This window comes from Streptococcus thermophilus (assembly GCF_010120595.1).
GTDB classification, from domain to species: domain Bacteria; phylum Bacillota; class Bacilli; order Lactobacillales; family Streptococcaceae; genus Streptococcus; species Streptococcus thermophilus.
The window spans coordinates 1,696,427-1,713,018 of record NZ_CP038020.1; the positions used below are offsets into that span (position 1 = coordinate 1,696,427).

The window sequence follows — 16,592 nt, forward strand, 5'->3', positions numbered from 1 at the left end:
TCAAAAATAGAGTGAGTGACACTCTAACTCATTGAGAAGATGTCAACACTCTTTTTGATTAAACTAACTCATTAAAATCCCAAATATCTGTCCAACCTTCATAAAATTCAGGTTCGTGACATACCATTAGGACACTACCTTTAAAGGCCTGAAGGGCACGCTTCAATTCGTCCTTTGCATCAACATCCAAGTGATTAGTTGGCTCGTCCAGAACAAGGACATTATTTTCACGATTCATAAGGAGACAGAAACGAACTTTTGCCTGCTCTCCTCCTGACAAGACCTGAATTTGACTTTCAATATGTTTAGAAGTTAAACCACATTTAGCTAGGGCTGCACGAACCTCAGCTTGATTTAGAGCTGGGAAAGCATCCCAAACCGCTTCAAGTGGGGTCTGACGTGAACCTTCTGCTTCTTGCTCAAAATAACCTAGGTCAATAAAATCACCTGTTTCAACTTCTCCTTCAAGAGGTTGAATAATCCCAAGTAAACTTTTCAGCAAAGTGGTCTTACCAATACCATTGGCACCGACGATAGCTACCTTTTGATTACGTTCGAAAGTGAGATTCAAAGGCGACTTAGTCAAAGGACTGTCGTATCCAATTACGAGATCCTTAGTTTGGAATATAAAACGTCCAGGCGTACGGCTTTCCTTGAAATGGAATTCAGGTTTTGGTTTTTCTGCTTGCAACTCGATAATCTCCATCTTATCCAATTTTTTCTGGCGAGACATGGCCATATTTCGAGTAGCAACACGAGCTTTATTACGGTTAACAAAATCTTGAAGATCGGCAATTTCCTTTTGCTGACGTTCATAGGCAGCTTCTAATTGTGCTTTTTTCATAGCATAGACAGATTGGAAATCATCATAATCGCCTGCATAGCGAACCAAATCTTGATTTTCAACATGGTAGACAATGTTAATAACATCGTTTAAGAATGGAATATCATGCGAAATGAGAACAAAAGCATTCTCATACTCTTGGAGATAGCGCTTAAGCCAGGCGATGTGTTCAGCATCCAAATAGTTGGTTGGCTCATCGAGAAGCAAGATATCGGGTTTTTCAAGCAGTAACTTAGCTAAGAGAATTTTGGTACGTTGACCGCCTGAAAGATCCGTCACATCGGTATCCATACCAAAATCCATGACACCCAAGGCACGAGCAACCTCATCTATCTTGGCATCAAGAGTATAGAAATCACGAGTTTCCAACCGATCCTGAAGCTCACCTACTTCTTCCATCAAAGCATCAACATCGGCACCTTCTTCTGCCATAGACATATAAATCTTGTTGATACGTTCCTCAGTTTTAAAAAGCTCATTGAAAGCCGTACGAAGGACATCGCGTACGGTCATACCCTTTTCAAGGACAGCGTGCTGATCTAAATAACCCGCTGTCACATACTTAGACCACTCTATCTTACCTTCATCTGGCTGCAATTTCCCAGTAACGATAGACATAAAGGTTGACTTTCCTTCACCATTAGCACCGACAAGACCGATATGCTCACCTTTGAGCAAACGGAATGAGACATTTTCAAAAATGGCACGGTCCCCAAATCCGTGACTAAGATTTTTGACTTCTAAAATAGACATAACATATCTGGGCTAAAACAGTCTTTAGCCCTTTCCTTTCTTGACATTAACTTAGTTATTTTACCATTTTTTAGTGTAAATTTGGACCTTTGCTTATGTAAAATCGAAAAGAAAAAGCAGGACCCGCCTGCTCAATCTTTAGTCTTTTTTCAAAATGCGTTTGAAGACAGGATATAAAAGAGGAACCACAATGATTGTAACAACTGATGTTCCAAAAGTTCCACCAATCTTGATCACTGAAGCTAGCATGGCAGCTTTTAAGGGGAGGGACGCAACGATGGTATTAATAATCGTATACTTAAGGAAATTCAAAATAATTTTGGTCAATGCAGCGATCACTCCAGCGATAATGACGTTAACTATTTTATCATTTGATTTTAGGAGCTTTTCAAAAACAAGATAGAGCACCAAACAGACAATCAAAGATTCTAAAATAGTAATCCAAACCTCAGCAGCATAGCCATTAAAAATATCAAATAGCCCTAATGCTACCGTTGCAACTAACGCACCTTTTCTAGCACCAAAAATTAAGATAGCAATTACAACCAAAGCATTTCCCAAATGGACAAATGATACTGTCAATAATTATGTGTAAACACTCAAGTAGAGTTGAAGAATGTTAATCAAATAAGCTTTCAAGTGTGTCAGCACATTGGCCAAACCCTTTATGGATGCGTTGATTTTGCTTGAAATTATAATCTTCAAACAGGGTAACTAAATAACGTTCCAGAGCCTCCTCGTTAGGAAAAAGGACCTTCTTTTTCGTTTGACGTTTGATTTCTTTGTTAAGAGACTCAATGAGGTTTGTCGAATAAATGCTATGCTAAATCTGGTAGGGAAACTGATAAAAAGTTAAAAGATTATCCGTATTCTCCAGACTTTCCATGACTTTCCTATACTTTGGTTTCCATTCGGCGATAAAGTTCTCTAAAGCTTGCACTGCCATTTCTAAATTTTCAGCACGATAAATCGTTTTAAATTGCTCCAGAATAACCGCTCTATCTGCTCGTTTCACTTTACTAGCTAGATTTCGACTAATATGAATTAAGCAACGTTGTTGTTTAGCTAATGGGTAAGCCTGATTGATAATCTGTTCAAGCCCCTTGAAGCCATCGGTCACTACAAGAGAAACCTGTTGGATTCCTTGGTTTTGAAGCTTGTCTAACAGGGTGGACCAAGAAGCATTGTTTTCATTTGGGGCGATTTCATATCCAAGAACAGCCTTCTGTCCTTCTGGTGTAATGCCAAGTGCGATATGAATACATTCTTTACTAACGGTTCCACGTCTTAATGGAAGATAGGTTCCGTCAAGAAATAAAACAGAGTAATTGGCTTCTAAGCTTCGCTCATGAAAAGTAGCGACATTCTCCTGAGTTGCTTTTGAGATATTAGAAATTGTGGCAGGACTATAGTGATGACCATACATTCGCTCGATGATATCACTAATTTCTCGAGTCGTTACACCGGTTTGATAGAGTTTGATAACCATCTCTTCCAAGTGGTCATCTCGACGTCCATAAGCGGGAAGCAAAGCTGGACTAAAGTTCCCATTACGATCTCTAGGAATACTCAACTGAACAGTCCCATATTTGGTTTCGAATTTCCGTGCATAGCTTCCGTTACGACTATTCCCAGAATTATAGCCTAATTTATCGTAAGGTTCATACCCTAAAAAGGCTGATAACTCTGCTTGAAGCAGATCATTCATAGCTGTTTCAAGAGAAGTACGGAAAAATTCATCAATATCTTGCTTTTGGGCTAGGAAGTTAAGTAGTTCTGTGGTAAACTGAGTCATAGGAATAAATCTCTTTCTAGTAATGTTTTGCAACTCTACTATAACGGATTTATTCCTTTTTGTGTTTACACAACTTATTTTACACTACCGGACAAATTGTGGTCCAAAAGGAATACGAATAAACTGTATAGTAACAATAATCAAGGCTGCATACAAACTCAATTCAACTAATTCACGAGTATTATCATTTTTCATTTTTCTCCTCCAATAGCTCATTAATGCCATTAAATAAATAACCGATATAGGGCTCATAACAGAGACCATATTTTAAAGGGCGACCACTTGAAAGTGTAAACAATAGGACTTTATTCAGGAAATCCAAAGCCAAATCACAAACCTTAAGAAAATCAAGGTTATGAAAATATCCGGCTGATAAAATGGCCATCAGTAAGTCCCCGCTCCCATAAAAATGTGATTGATACCGTTTCCTCATTCGATAAATTACTTGATTGGTCTCCTTATCGAAATAAGCCAACCCGATCTTTTCAGTCTCAAATGAAATACCTGTTAAAATAACTTTTCGAGGTCCAAGCCTGCTCAAATTTCTCAGAAGATTCTCAATAGTAGTCATATCATAGGAACCTTCCTCAAGATAAGGAGAACCCGTCAATAAGGCAGCTTCTGTCAGATTGGGAATTATGACATCAGCCTGTTGACAGAAATCTTTCATAGCTTCTACATAGTCTCTATCAAAACCTTGATAGAGACGGCCATTATCACCCATAATAGGATCCAACAAAAAGAGGAATCTTTTTTTCGTAAGACAATTGACTGACAAGGCCTAGTTCTTCTTCTGACTTGAAATAACCACCGACTAAGCCATACACTCTAAAATCCAATCGCTTCCACTGCCCACAAAAACCTTGCATATCAACTGTAAGGTATCGTACATAGATATTGTCAAACTCACCAGTATGAGAAGACAAAAGAACCGTTGGTAAGGGAAGAACTTCAGTCTGACAAGATGACATGATAGGAAGACTACTGGTCAAAGCAACCTTCCCAAAACCAACGAGATCATTGACAACAATCACTGTGGTCATCTATTTTCCTTCCCAAACTTTTTTAAACTGTTTAATAAATCCTGTATGGAAGTAAATATAGTAGGCGAAAGCTGAACCAAGAATTGCGGCAACTAGATCAAAAGGAATTTTCATCATAGCATAGGCTGGTGTGCCATAGATAAAGGCTCTTCCAAAACCATAACCAAGTAGGTTGATAATTGCCCCAAGCAAGAGACCTAAAACAGCCCTAGGTTTACTCAATTTTCCTAATCGCCCACCTACAACAAGTGAGATAGCAAGAACTTGAAGGCTGTGTGTTGCTAGTGTTACCCACATAGGAAGAGGATAAAAAAGAAAATCTCCAATAAATGAGCCCACACCAGCAATTATGACTGCATCCATAGGTGGAAATATCAAACCAACCAAGAAAATGATAATACCGTTAAAATAGAAGTGACCTCCTGGAACAGGAATTGACAAGAGACTTGAACTCAAAATGACAACAAGTGCCATGAAAAATGCAGAGAGGGTTAAACGTTTTGCTGACATATCTAAAACTCCTTAGAAATAAATATAGTATAAGTTTATGAAAATTCTGACGATTAAACAAGTAGAGATTTCTCTATCTGACCCGGTACAGATGTGAGGCTATAAAAAATCACCACACATCCATGTGGCGATAAAGCTTATTGAGATTTATTATCAAAGTATTTGACGGGTGCATTTTCAAGATTTTTCAATGAAATATGAGCAGTCGCATCTGCTTCTGTACCATAGTCTGAGAATTCAATTATCAAGTCATGATCAAAATCAGACACGGCATAGTCAACAACAATTTCCTTAACTTCCTTAGGGCCAATCTTTGTCTTATTAGCAATCTTGTCTCTGTCATCGTCTTTAGAGAAGACCATTGTCGCAACCTTCAATTCTTCCTTCTCCTGTTTAACATCGAGAACCACTTTCATCAAAAGAGCGTAGGCATTCATGGTTTCTTTACTTGTGTTGCTAAGTTTATAGTGAACACGAATAGCTTTTTGATCTTCAGGGGATTCGATTTTAGTGGCAGAAAGAACTTGTACGCTAGCATCTTGTCCCACAAATTGCATTTTGTTTTTATCGTATGTCCAAGTAGGCTCTTTATCCGGTGTACAGGCTGACAAACCAATAATGGTTAAGCAAGCAAGAGCGATAAGTCCTAAGACTTTCTTAAATGTCATTATTACAATCTCCTTAAACTTGTTTAAAATAGGAATTTAGTATTTCCTAATAACCTTTTTATTATGTCAAAATCTAATAATACTGTCAAATGCCTCCAGACATCTTGCTCTCAGAGAATAAATAAGGTAGAATAAAAAAATCTGTAAGGGGGTAGTTATGAGCATCTATCAAGAAATTGTTAAGACTATCGCAAAAGATATCCAAAATGGTAATTTGGAGAAAGGAAGTAAATTACCATCTATTCGTCAGATTAGTCAGACTTATGGTTGCAGTAAAGATACTGCTCAAAGAGCGCTCTTGGAACTTAAGTATCAAAACTATATTTATGCCGTCCCCAAAAGTGGCTATTATGTTCTAGAGGGCCCCTCTAAATCCAATGATACGGTTCTACTCAACCTTAATGACTATAATCAATTAGCTTACGAGGATTTTCGTCTTTGCTTAGATGAAAGTTTGGCAGAACACCAAGACTACCTCTTCAACTATTATCATGAGCAAGCTGGACTAAAAGAACTGGTTGAAGCATTAAAAAATCGCCTTGCATCTGACGACATTTATGTCAATTCAAATCAAATTGTCATTACTTCAGGAAGCCAACAGGCTCTCTATATCCTATCACAGATGGATTTCGGTAATGGTGCTCACAAAATTCTTTTAGAACAACCTACCTACCACCGTATGAACCATTTAGTCAAGCGTCAAAATCTATCCTACGAAACTATCAATCGCAATCTTGATGGTATTGACTTTAATCTATTAGAGGAACACTTTAAAACTGGTCAGATTAAGTTTTTCTATACCATTAGTCGTTACTCAAATCCTCTTGGATTGAGCTACACTGCTAGTGAAAAAGAAAAGGTGGCTCAACTTGCCAAACAGTATAATGTCTATATCGTCGAGGACGATTATATGGGTGACTTTAGCGATAGTAAAAATCTACCAATTCACTACTACGATACCCAAAATCAGACCATCTATATCAAATCTTTTTCCATGGCACTTTTTCCAGGTTTACGACTAGGTAGCCTCGTCTTACCACCAAACCTTAAGACTACCTTTTTGTCCCACAAAGGACTTATTGACTATGATACCAACCTCATCATGCAAAAAGCACTTTCAATTTATCTTGATAATGGTATGTTCAAAAAAAATATTAAAAAACTTAAAGACCTTTTTCAACAAAACATGGCTAAAAGTCAGGAAACTATCGAGAAAGCTAAGGTTTCCATTCCATATCAGATTTCTCCTAGACACATTACCTGGAAGCTTCCAAAAGGGGTCTCATTAGAGAATTTCAAAGCTCAGAAACAAATTCGCTTTTTAGAAACATCCTTTATAAGACCAACTTCTGAGACTTATATGCAAATAGGACATGGAAAAGAACTGAAGACTTTTTTAAAACTTTTGAAAATGATAGACTAAAAACTCAAACATACAAAAAAGCCATCAAAGCAATGGCTTTTTATTATTTAGTCTGTTCAAAGCGTAGGTGTACGATTACTTTGTCACCATAACCGTTACGCTCCAAATCTCGTTGTAAACGGTATGAAATATAATGCTCGGCGATATTGATGAAACCAGCTTCCATAAGACGATTTTCAACCAATGATTGAATCATGTTAATGGTTGGACGTTCCACTTGAGCATCTTGTAGATCAAGTGCTACTTTTTTAGTGACTTGAGCAAGGTTTTGTCGCCAAGAATCATCAAGAACATACACAGTCTGTGCTGCTTTTAAGATGGCTTGGTAGATTTTATCAGGATCAAATTCAGCAACTTGACCATTACGTTTAATAATTTGCATGGCTAGCCTCTTTTCAGGTTTTTTCTTTTATTATGCAGAGAATTTACATATTTGTCAAGTGTCAATCACTGAAAGAGCTATTCGGACTGCTTATTCCAAGAATTTAGAAATGTAAAGTGGTTTGCCATGTTTATCAAAGGATAGAGTTGAGGAATAGGACATTGACTGATTATGTCGAATATGATTAGCAATTCTCTTGTCACCGTTTATCAGATGCATATCATAAATCTGTCCGTCAGAATCAATAAAGACAGCATCAATCCTAGCACTACTCGATTTTGACCCAAGATAACGAATATCTATTTTGTCCACTTAACTATAAATAGTTTTAAGTCCTCTATAATCTTTGTAAACAGTGACGGTAGCCAAAACATTCCCACCCAAAACATAGGTCATTCCGAAAACAAAGAGATAAACTATTGGTAGGACTAGTAAAGATAATTTACTTTTTCGAAATGTTTCTTTATGCCAATTACATATATACTGAGGTACATGGTTAAAAACCTCTTAATATATTGATGAACGAGTAACCTATAGACTAGTATTAAAAATACCAGTTGACCCAAAGGATAAGCAAAACTGGGTAAGGCATCAATAAGTGTATTGACTTTATCAGATTCAAAGGTGTAATGTCCCCAAATCCCATCAAAAAACTCTAAAAACAAGTTATCTCCTTTTAGCCTTATATCTACTATCTTAAAAATCCATCTTATCAGATGGATTTTTAACTATTAACGTACTTCTGCTTCGACCTTTTCAGTGAGAGCTTTGGTAATTTTTTCCATGTATTTGGCAACTTCTTCGTCTGTGAGGTTGTCATTTGGATTTTGGAAGGTGAGGCTATAGGCCATTGATTTCATACCAGCACCAAGTTTTTCACCTGCATAAACGTCAAAGAGTTTAACAGCAATCAAGTGTTTCACTCCTGCTGAATAGATGGCATCAAGAACTTCTTGATGAGTGATGTCTGCCTTAAGAAGAAGGGCGATATCACGTGATACTGCAGGGAATTTTGTGATTTCAACAAATGGTTGAGCTGGTTTCAAGGCGTCTTCGACAGCACTAAGATTAATTTCGGCCACATAAGTTTCTGGAATACCGTAGTTTTTAGCTGTTTGTGGGTGAACTTGACCAAGGAATCCAATAGTTTGACCATCAAGCACAATAGCAGCAGTACGACCTGGGTGCATGCTTGCTAGGTCTTTTGTCGCTACATAGTCAACCGAAACTTCAAGTTTATTGAAGAGAGCCTCAATGATACCTTTAGCATAGAAGAAATCAACTGGCGTTGCTTTGGTTTGGAAATCTTTTTCCGCTACAAGACCAGAAATTGCGAAGGCAAAGGTATTGATTTCGTTTGGTAACTCTTCTTTCGGATTACCATTTTGCTCAAAGACCTTACCGATTTCGTAGATAGCTACGTTGCTATTCTTACGGTTGACATTGTAAGCAACGGTATCAAGCATACCAGAAACCAAGTTTTGACGGAGGGCAGAGCGATCAACAGTCATAGGCCACATTAACTCAGTCAAGTTACTTGGTGTCGCAGCAAATTCTACGGCTTTTTCAGGTGTTGTCAAGGTGTATGAAATAATCTCAGTCAATCCAGCACCTTCAGCAATGGTACGAACCTTACGGCGAAGTGTTTGTGTTTTAGTCAATTCACCGGATGTTCCTGCTGCCTCTGGAAGTGTCGTAGGCAATTTCTCATAGCCATAGATACGTGCAATTTCCTCTACCAAGTCTGCTTGGATACTGATATCCCAACGACGACGTGGTACAGATACAGTGAATCTATCAGCATCACCTGTCAAACCGAAACCAAGTTTTGCAAACACATCTTCAATATCCGCAAAAGTCAATTCTGTACCTAGACGGACATTCACATAGTCAAGACTTGTAGAAACTTGGACTGGTTCTGTGTCGACTGAACCTGCTTGAACACGGCCTGCAAGAACAGATCCATTTGCCAATTCTTGCAACATTGCTGCTGCAAAATCAAGAGCTTCAAGGACAGTATCGTTATTAATACCTTTTTCAAAGCGTGATGACGATTCTGAACGAAGGTTAAGACGGCTACTTGTCTTACGAACAGATTTTCCATCAAAAACAGCAGCTTCGAGGACAACATTTTTAGAGTTGTTATCAATTTCAGTTGATGCACCACCCATGACACCACCAAGAGAAACAGGTTTGTCAGCAACTGTAATAACAATATCTTCAGCAGTCAATTCACGCTCTTCACCATCGAGAGTAACCAGTTTTTCACCCTCGCGTGCATCACGGGCAACAATGTGTGATTCTTCAAGCTTATCCAAATCGAAGGCATGCATTGGTTGTCCAAAGTATAGAAGAACATAGTTTGTCACATCTACTACATTGTTAATTGGACGAATACCAGCATTCATGAGAAGGTTTTGTAGCCATTGTGGACTTGGTTGAACCGTGACATTCTCAACCACTCGACTAGCATAAGTAGTCACTTTATCACTTTCGATAGCTACTGAAATTTTATCAGAAGCTAGTTTGCTGTCTTCAGTAACTGTTTTTTCTGGGAAATGAACGGATTTACCATAGATTGCAGCAACTTCATGAGCCACACCACGCATAGAAAGGGCATCAGCACGGTTAGGTGTGATTGACAATTCAATAATTTCGTCATCAAGGTCTAGATATGGGAAAATGCTATCTCCAGGAACAGCATCTTCTGGCAAAATTTGGATACCATCTGCAAATTCTTTAGGAATAATGCTATCTGGAAGACCAAGTTCAGCTAAAGAACAGATCATACCAAGAGATTCTATACCACGAATCTTACCTTTTTTGATCTTGTAATTATCTGCAATTCGGGCACCAGGAATGGCAACAATTACCTTGATTCCAGCAGTGACATTTTGAGCGCCACATACAATTTGACGTGGACCTTCAGCATCTCCTGTATCTACTTGACACAAGTGCAAGTGTGTTTCAGGCACATCTTCACATGACAAGACATGACCAACAACCAATTTTGACAAGCCTTCAGCAGGTGTCTTAACACCTTCCACTTCAATACCTGTTGTCGACATTTTTTCAGCAAGTTCGGCCGTGGTAACATCCACATCAACCAACTCTTTTAACCATTTATAACTAACTAGCATAATAATGATATTAAGACCGTGTCCTTGCAGAGCAAGGACCAAAGTGACAAGATTTTAGGAAGTCGCCTGAAATCCTGATTTCAGTAGCGACTTATCTAAATCTCGAACTTTGAGGTCGTATTCAAATCCTTTCTGTAAAACTATCAGTTCAACTGATAAATGTAAGAAGAACTTCAACCACTCTTAAGACGGGTTCAAATCCTTTCTGTAATTTAGGAATATCTGTATTTGATATATGAGGAAGACAAATTTATGCGTTTTATCGTCTTCTTAAAACCTCTCTATCAACTTCATTTAGGTTTATAGTTTCAATTTTAACAACCAATCGCGATCCACTTTACCATCACCGACAAGAAAATCGTGTTCTGCGAATTTTTCAAAGCCATATTTATCGTAAAAAATCTGTGCCTTGAAATTCCTTTCCCAAACACCTAACCAAGCCCAATCACAACCCAGGTCACGAGCTTCTTGCAAAGCAAACTCAAATAATCGCTTACCCAAGCCCATGCCTTGAAAGGCCTGACTGATATAAATACGCTGAATTTGAAAGGCATTGTCTAGGTGCTGCTCTGTTTGGGCAGATCCGACATTAGTTTTTAGAAAACCTGCCTTTACATCATTAACTATAATGAAAAAGTAACGCGATTCTTCATGAGTAATTTCATCGAGCAGAACTTCCTCAGACAGTGCTGTATCAAAGTAAGCTTGCAACTGGGATTCTGTATTATCATGAGCAAATGTCTCCCTAAAAGTATCTTCCGAAATAACTTTTAATTCTTCAACTTCTTCGGGAAGAACCTTTCGAATAACAACCGTCATGACAACCTCCTAAACCTTATTTAAACTGTTCTGAGAATCGAACGTCTCCTTGATAGAAACCACGGATGTCGTTGATACCATAGCGAAGCATGGCAATACGTTCTTGACCAAGACCAAAGGCGAAACCTGAATATTCTTCAGAATCAACACCTGACATCTCAAGCACTTGTGGGTGAACCATACCAGCACCAAGGATCTCAATCCAACCTGTCTTCTTGCATACGTTACATCCTTTACCCCCACACTTGAAGCATGACACGTCAACCTCAACGGAAGGTTCAGTGAATGGGAAGTAAGAAGGACGCAAACGGATTTGACGTTCTGCACCAAACATTTTTTGAATAATCATCTCAAGCGTTCCCTTCAGATCACCCATTGAGATGTTTTTACCAACGACCAAACCTTCGATTTGGTGAAACTGGTGGCTGTGAGTCGCATCATCGGTATCACGACGGAAAACACGTCCTGGTGAGATCATCTTAAGAGGACCTTTAGAAAAATCATGTTTATCAAGTGTACGAGCTTGGACAGGACTTGTATGAGTGCGAAGCAAGATTTCTTCGGTAATGTAGAAAGTATCTTGCATGTCACGTGCTGGGTGATCCTTAGGCAAATTCATACGTTCAAAGTTATAGTAGTCTGTTTCAACTTCAAAACCATCAACAATTTGGAAGCCCATCCCCAAGAAAATATCTTCGATTTCTTCAGCTATTTGGCTAAGAATATGACGGTTACCAAGGTTTACTTGGCGACCTGGAAGGGTTACGTCAAGACTTTCAGAGTCAAGTTGGGCTTGAATTTTAGCTGCTTCAACAACTTTAGCTGCTTCGTCAAAAGCTTCAGTCAAAACGTCACGAACTTCGTTGACCATTTTACCAACTGTAGGGCGTTCTTCACTAGGAAGGTCTTTAAGTCCCTTCAAAAGTTCCGTCAAAGAACCTTTTTTACCTAAAACTGCAACACGCAATTCTTGTAATTCCTTAGAGTGTTCACCACGCATTTCAGCCAATTTAGCCTGCGTTGAGGTTTTCAACTCTTGTAATTGTGTTTGTAAATCCATGATATTCCTTTCTGATATGACAATTTCGAATCGCAAACAAAAAAACACACGCCAAAACTCCAACCCGGAGCGTTGACACGCGGTACCATCCGTTTTTTATCTGGTTTCCCAGACCTTGATTCGTCAGCCGTTTTCATGAGTGAATTCGCCAAACTTCCCTTGAGGAGGCTTCCAGTCCATGACCCCCAATCCCTGTCAATTTCCATAAGGTTACTAGTCTCTACGACTTCTATTTAATTACCACCATTCTATCAAAAATTAGTTGTGCTTTCAAGTGCCTACAGTTACGTCAATTCAATAAGTTTTTTTGGAAACTATTCTTTTTGGAGAAATCATTCAGGTAATGCTCAATGCCCGTATCAGACAAGCCTAGTCTCAAACTGAAAAAGATGAGTGGTAAAATAAACAAAGAAAAAACTTCTTAGAATTGTAATATTTCAATCGAAAAAGACCAGCTGACCGCTTTCTCATAGTGGCAAAAATCCTGATCATAGCCACTGTTAGAGCATTTTACGCAATCGATTGCGTTTTTTTGAAAGTCATTTCAAATTTTTTTGAAACTATAAAAAAAGATAGTGATAAAGCTATCAACTATCTTTCATGAAATTATAATCTATTTTTAGTCAAAATCGAGGTCTTTTAGTTTAACTGAAACAATTTTTGAGACACCAGATTCCTGCATTGTCACCCCATAAATAGAGTCTGCTGCTGACATGGTTCCCTTACGGTGGGTAACTACGATAAATTGACTAGACTTGTCAAAACGATTGAGGTAGTCACCGAAGCGTTTAACATTGGCTTCATCCAAAGCCGCTTCTACTTCGTCTAGGACAACAAAAGGTATAGTCTTAACACGAATGATGGCAAAGAGAAGAGCCAAAGCTGACAAGGCCTTCTCACCACCTGACATAAGGTTAAGTGATTGAATTTTCTTACCTGGTGGCTGAACAGAAATTTCTACACCGGCCTCTAGGAGATTGTCTGAGGTCAAAATCAAATCTGCTGATCCGCCACCAAACATCTGGGTAAAGGTCTGTTTAAAGCTTTCACGGATAGCCTCGAAGGTTGCTTTAAAGCGAGATTTCACCTCACCATCCAAATCATTGATGGTATTCAGAAGGAGACCCTTAGCTTCAAGTAAATCATCCTTTTGACCATTCAAGAAATCGAGACGTTGCTTAACTTCTTCAAATTGGGCAATAGCCTCTACATTGACAGGGCCCAGAGCCTTAATCGAACGCTCAAGACTTTGAAGATTCTGGCGAGTTTGCTCAACATTCTCAAGAGGGGTAACCTGACCTTTGGCTGCTTCAAGCGTCATCTGGTAATCTTCAGCCAACTGAGTCGCAAACTTACGAAGCGACTGACTATTTTGACTTTCACGCTCTTCCAATCGAGTCTGTTGACGAATCAAATCTTCATTGCGGTTCCCCGCTTTAGCCAAACGCTCCTCCAAGTCCTCCAACTGACCTTCGTAGTCTTGCACTTGAATCTTGGCACGAACAAGTGCTTGTTCCAAATCGTCTTTACGTTGAACAGCTTCTTTATGCTGTGCTTGTAACTGCGGCAGACGATCAGTTTGATCCTCATCGACTTGGTTATTGAGGAGAGCCTTGAGACTGTCAGATTCCTTCGTTAATTCAGACAAGTCTGCTTGAAGACGATTACTTTCTGTCTTAGCAAAACGCAATTCCGCTTGCAAGTCGCGCTCCTTCAACTGGAGTTCAGATTGCCTGTCTAAGAGAGCTTGTTTTTGTTGGCCAAGGGCATCCTTATCTTCCTTAATTGCTTCGATACGGTCATTGATGGCCTCGCGCTTAGATGCAATTTGCGCTAACTCTGCCTTAAGTTGCTCAGACTTAGTTTGAAGATTTGCCCCTTCAGATCCCTGAGAACCCTGCTTGAAACTATCTACCAAGACTTGATTTTTCTCTACATCTGATAAGGCTTGCTGATACTCCAAGCCTAGCCTTTGCTCCTGCAGACGAGCATTTTCACCATCAACTTTGAAATCTTCTAGCGCTTTCTGTAAAGCCTTACGCTTTGTCTTAAGGGCTTCAACCTTAGCCTCACTATCACTTAATTGAGCCTTAATTTGGCTAATTTCAGTAGTTAATGCATCTAGTTCGGGCTTAATAAAGAGACTATTATTTTGCTTATTGGCACCACCGGCAAAGGCTCCACCAGGGCGGATTTCAGAGCCATCAAGAGTAACCATACGTACTTGAAAACGAACAGCTTGAGCAGCCTTATTGGCATTGTCGATGGTATTAAAGATTGCCGTTACACCTAAGATGTTTTGAAAAATATTAGCCAAACGTTCCTCGTAAGTGACCAAATCGGAAGCCATACCAATGAAACCAGGTGCATTGGCAAGAATTTGAGCAAATTGCCCATTCAGTTGACGTGGTTTGATGGTTGTCAATGGTAAGAAAGTCGCACGACCCTGACGATTACGTTTCAAGTAATCAATCGAACGCTTAGCTGCTGCTTCATCCTCAACAATGATGTTTTGCCCACTAGCTCCCATTGCAATTTCAAGAGCCGTCTGATAGCGCGTATCAAAGGTCAAGTGTTCACTAACAGCGCCAATAATTCCCTGAATGGATTGGGCATTTTGAAGAACGGACTTAACCCCTGCATAGAAATTACTATGATTTTTTTGAATAGACTCTAGACTTTGACGGCGAGCTTCTTTACTCTTAAGGTGATCCATGAGGTCAAACATCTTCGTTTGAGCTTCTTGATAGTCCTTATCGATGACTTGATAAGACTGATCCTTCTCTTTGTAGCTATTCAAGAGATTTTGAAGACTCGCTTGAGCTGCTTGATAAGCCTTTTGAGCTTCGCTAGCTACTTCCTGAGCAGAGAGCAAATAAGCTTGAGCCTGTTTATATTCTTCAGCCTGTGCCTCAAGTGCTTGTGTCTGACTTTCCATGTCGTGGGTGACCTGAGTTAGACTGTTGGAAACCTTAGCTTCCTCCTGCATAAGACTGACATAGTCTTCTCGCAAACGTTCAATAAGCGTATCTGGGTTATCAGAGAATTGCTCCAGATCTTTTTGAATGGCAGTCAGCTCCTGAGCAATAGTATTCAATTCAGCATTCAATTTAACTTGACGTTGGTTAACCTTATCAAGCGAAGCCTGTGCTTCTGCTTTCAAACTCTCTAGCTCGCTGAGACGAGCTGCTGTCTCTTCTTTTCTCTCGGAACGCTGCTGACTCTCCATGGTATAGAGATCAATTTGACGCTCAAAGTCACTAATAAGTCGTGTGACATCTACTAAGGTTTGTTGGTCAGAAGAAATTTGTTCTGAAATTTGGTGACGTTTTTGCTTGAGTTCTTGGTTCTCCGTCTCTAAACGATGACGTTCCTCATAATAGCTGGTTAATTTGTCCTTGACCTCTGCCAAATCTTCTTGTGTTTGGGTTAAGTCAGATTTTCCAACTTCAATATCATGCACTAAAAGGTTAAGCAGGGTCTGTCTACGCTCTCCATCGAGTTCTAAGTAGCATTTTGCTGTCGCTGCTTGCTTTTCAAGTGGTTTAACCTGACCATCTAGCTCATAGATGATATCTTCCAATCGATCAAGATTATCCTGAGTTTGATTAAGCTTGCTTTCGGTTTCTTTCTTACGTATCTTATATTTAAGAATACCTGCAGCTTCCTCGAAAATAGCACGGCGATCCTCAGGTTTGGCATTAAAAATAGCCTCAACACGACCTTGAGAAATAATAGAAAAAGAATCACGCCCAAGACCAGTATCCATGAAGAGGTCATGAATATCACGCAGACGAACCTTCTTACCATCGATCAAGTAGTCATTGTCACCATTTCGATAAATATGACGTTCCACACGAATGGTTTCACCAACACCTGCGATAAAGCCGTCACTGTTATCAAGAGTGACCGCTACTTCCGCGTAGTTAAGAGCTTTACGGACCTCTGTACCTGCGAAAATAACATCTGGCATCTTGCCCCCACGCAAACTCTTTGCAGAGGATTCGCCCAGTGCCCAACGCAGGCTCTCTGTAATATTTGATTTTCCCGATCCATTTGGACCTACAACGGCTGTTACTCCTTTGTCAAATACGACCTTCGTCTTATCCGCAAAGGACTTAAAGCCCTGCATTTCAATTGATTTCAAGTACATGC

At 39.4% G+C, this 16,592-nt stretch carries 10 protein-coding genes and 4 pseudogenes; 1 reads left to right on the top strand and 13 read right to left on the bottom strand.

Translation table 11 applies throughout. The features are described 5' to 3' along the window. Positions 1-58: 58 nt before the first annotated feature. The 7 genes and pseudogenes from E3C75_RS08955 to E3C75_RS08980 form a co-directional block, all read right to left on the bottom strand. Positions 59-1,597: an ABC-F family ATP-binding cassette domain-containing protein gene (locus tag E3C75_RS08955; protein WP_100262486.1), complete on the bottom strand. Its 1,539-nt coding sequence runs from the start codon at positions 1,595-1,597 to the stop codon at positions 59-61. A 138-nt stretch (positions 1,598-1,735) separates the two neighbouring features. After that, positions 1,736-2,167: pseudogene (locus E3C75_RS08960) on the bottom strand (ECF transporter S component); the annotation flags it as partial. 49 nt (positions 2,168-2,216) lie between these two features. Next, positions 2,217-3,392 (bottom strand): annotated as a pseudogene (locus E3C75_RS08965) (IS256-like element IS1191 family transposase). Positions 3,393-3,482: 90 nt separating this feature from the next. Further along, positions 3,483-3,587: pseudogene (locus tag E3C75_RS12345) on the bottom strand (ECF transporter S component); the annotation flags it as partial. Continuing rightward, positions 3,577-4,435 (bottom strand): annotated as a pseudogene (locus E3C75_RS08970) (pyridoxamine kinase). The pseudogenes E3C75_RS08970 and E3C75_RS12345, both read right to left, overlap by 11 nt. Further along, entirely contained in the window at positions 4,436-4,945 is a 510-nt protein-coding gene (locus E3C75_RS08975; protein WP_011226181.1) for an ECF transporter S component, read from the bottom strand. Between the two features lie 137 nt (positions 4,946-5,082). Then, positions 5,083-5,613: a DUF5067 domain-containing protein gene (locus E3C75_RS08980; RefSeq protein WP_111679635.1), complete on the bottom strand. Its 531-nt coding sequence runs from the start codon at positions 5,611-5,613 to the stop codon at positions 5,083-5,085. 157 nt (positions 5,614-5,770) lie between these two features. Here E3C75_RS08980 and E3C75_RS08985 point away from each other — a divergent pair, with 157 nt between their 5' ends. After that, complete coding sequence (locus tag E3C75_RS08985; protein WP_011681310.1) at positions 5,771-7,036, top strand: aminotransferase-like domain-containing protein; 1,266 nt, start codon at positions 5,771-5,773, stop codon at positions 7,034-7,036. Positions 7,037-7,079: 43 nt separating this feature from the next. Here E3C75_RS08985 and E3C75_RS08990 read toward each other — a convergent pair whose 3' ends face one another. From E3C75_RS08990 to smc, 6 genes are all read right to left on the bottom strand, one after another. Continuing rightward, complete coding sequence (locus E3C75_RS08990; RefSeq protein WP_014608455.1) at positions 7,080-7,418, bottom strand: ATP cone domain-containing protein; 339 nt, start codon at positions 7,416-7,418, stop codon at positions 7,080-7,082. A gap of 90 nt (positions 7,419-7,508) precedes the next feature. Further along, the gene (locus tag E3C75_RS08995; protein WP_223899737.1) at positions 7,509-7,730 is read right to left on the bottom strand and encodes a hypothetical protein; all 222 of its coding nucleotides are present in this window, start codon (positions 7,728-7,730) and stop codon (positions 7,509-7,511) included. 419 nt (positions 7,731-8,149) lie between these two features. Then, positions 8,150-10,558: a phenylalanine--tRNA ligase subunit beta gene (pheT, locus tag E3C75_RS09005; protein ID WP_084830704.1), complete on the bottom strand. Its 2,409-nt coding sequence runs from the start codon at positions 10,556-10,558 to the stop codon at positions 8,150-8,152. Between the two features lie 300 nt (positions 10,559-10,858). Beyond that, on the bottom strand, positions 10,859-11,377 hold the full coding sequence (locus tag E3C75_RS09010; protein ID WP_111679636.1) for a GNAT family N-acetyltransferase: 519 nt from the start codon (positions 11,375-11,377) through the stop codon (positions 10,859-10,861). Between the two features lie 16 nt (positions 11,378-11,393). Continuing rightward, entirely contained in the window at positions 11,394-12,437 is a 1,044-nt protein-coding gene (gene pheS, locus E3C75_RS09015) for a phenylalanine--tRNA ligase subunit alpha (RefSeq protein ID WP_064356043.1), read from the bottom strand. Between the two features lie 619 nt (positions 12,438-13,056). Then, positions 13,057-16,590, bottom strand: a complete 3,534-nt coding sequence (gene smc, locus E3C75_RS09020; RefSeq protein WP_100273479.1) for a chromosome segregation protein SMC — start codon at positions 16,588-16,590, stop codon at positions 13,057-13,059. Positions 16,591-16,592: the final 2 nt, after the last annotated feature.

Excerpts from the sequence above, each read along its gene's own strand:
- smc (WP_100273479.1), bottom strand. The coding sequence starts at position 16,590 with ATGTACTTGAAATCAATTGAAATGCAGGGCTTTAAGTCCTTTGCGGAT.
- E3C75_RS09010 (WP_111679636.1), bottom strand. The coding sequence starts at position 11,377 with ATGACGGTTGTTATTCGAAAGGTTCTTCCCGAAGAAGTTGAAGAATTA.
- E3C75_RS08985 (WP_011681310.1), top strand. The coding sequence starts at position 5,771 with ATGAGCATCTATCAAGAAATTGTTAAGACTATCGCAAAAGATATCCAA.
- E3C75_RS08990 (WP_014608455.1), bottom strand. The coding sequence starts at position 7,418 with ATGCAAATTATTAAACGTAATGGTCAAGTTGCTGAATTTGATCCTGAT.
- pheS (WP_064356043.1), bottom strand. The coding sequence starts at position 12,437 with ATGGATTTACAAACACAATTACAAGAGTTGAAAACCTCAACGCAGGCT.
- E3C75_RS08980 (WP_111679635.1), bottom strand. The coding sequence starts at position 5,613 with ATGACATTTAAGAAAGTCTTAGGACTTATCGCTCTTGCTTGCTTAACC.
- pheT (WP_084830704.1), bottom strand. The coding sequence starts at position 10,558 with ATGCTAGTTAGTTATAAATGGTTAAAAGAGTTGGTTGATGTGGATGTT.
- E3C75_RS08955 (WP_100262486.1), bottom strand. The coding sequence starts at position 1,597 with ATGTCTATTTTAGAAGTCAAAAATCTTAGTCACGGATTTGGGGACCGT.
- E3C75_RS08975 (WP_011226181.1), bottom strand. The coding sequence starts at position 4,945 with ATGTCAGCAAAACGTTTAACCCTCTCTGCATTTTTCATGGCACTTGTT.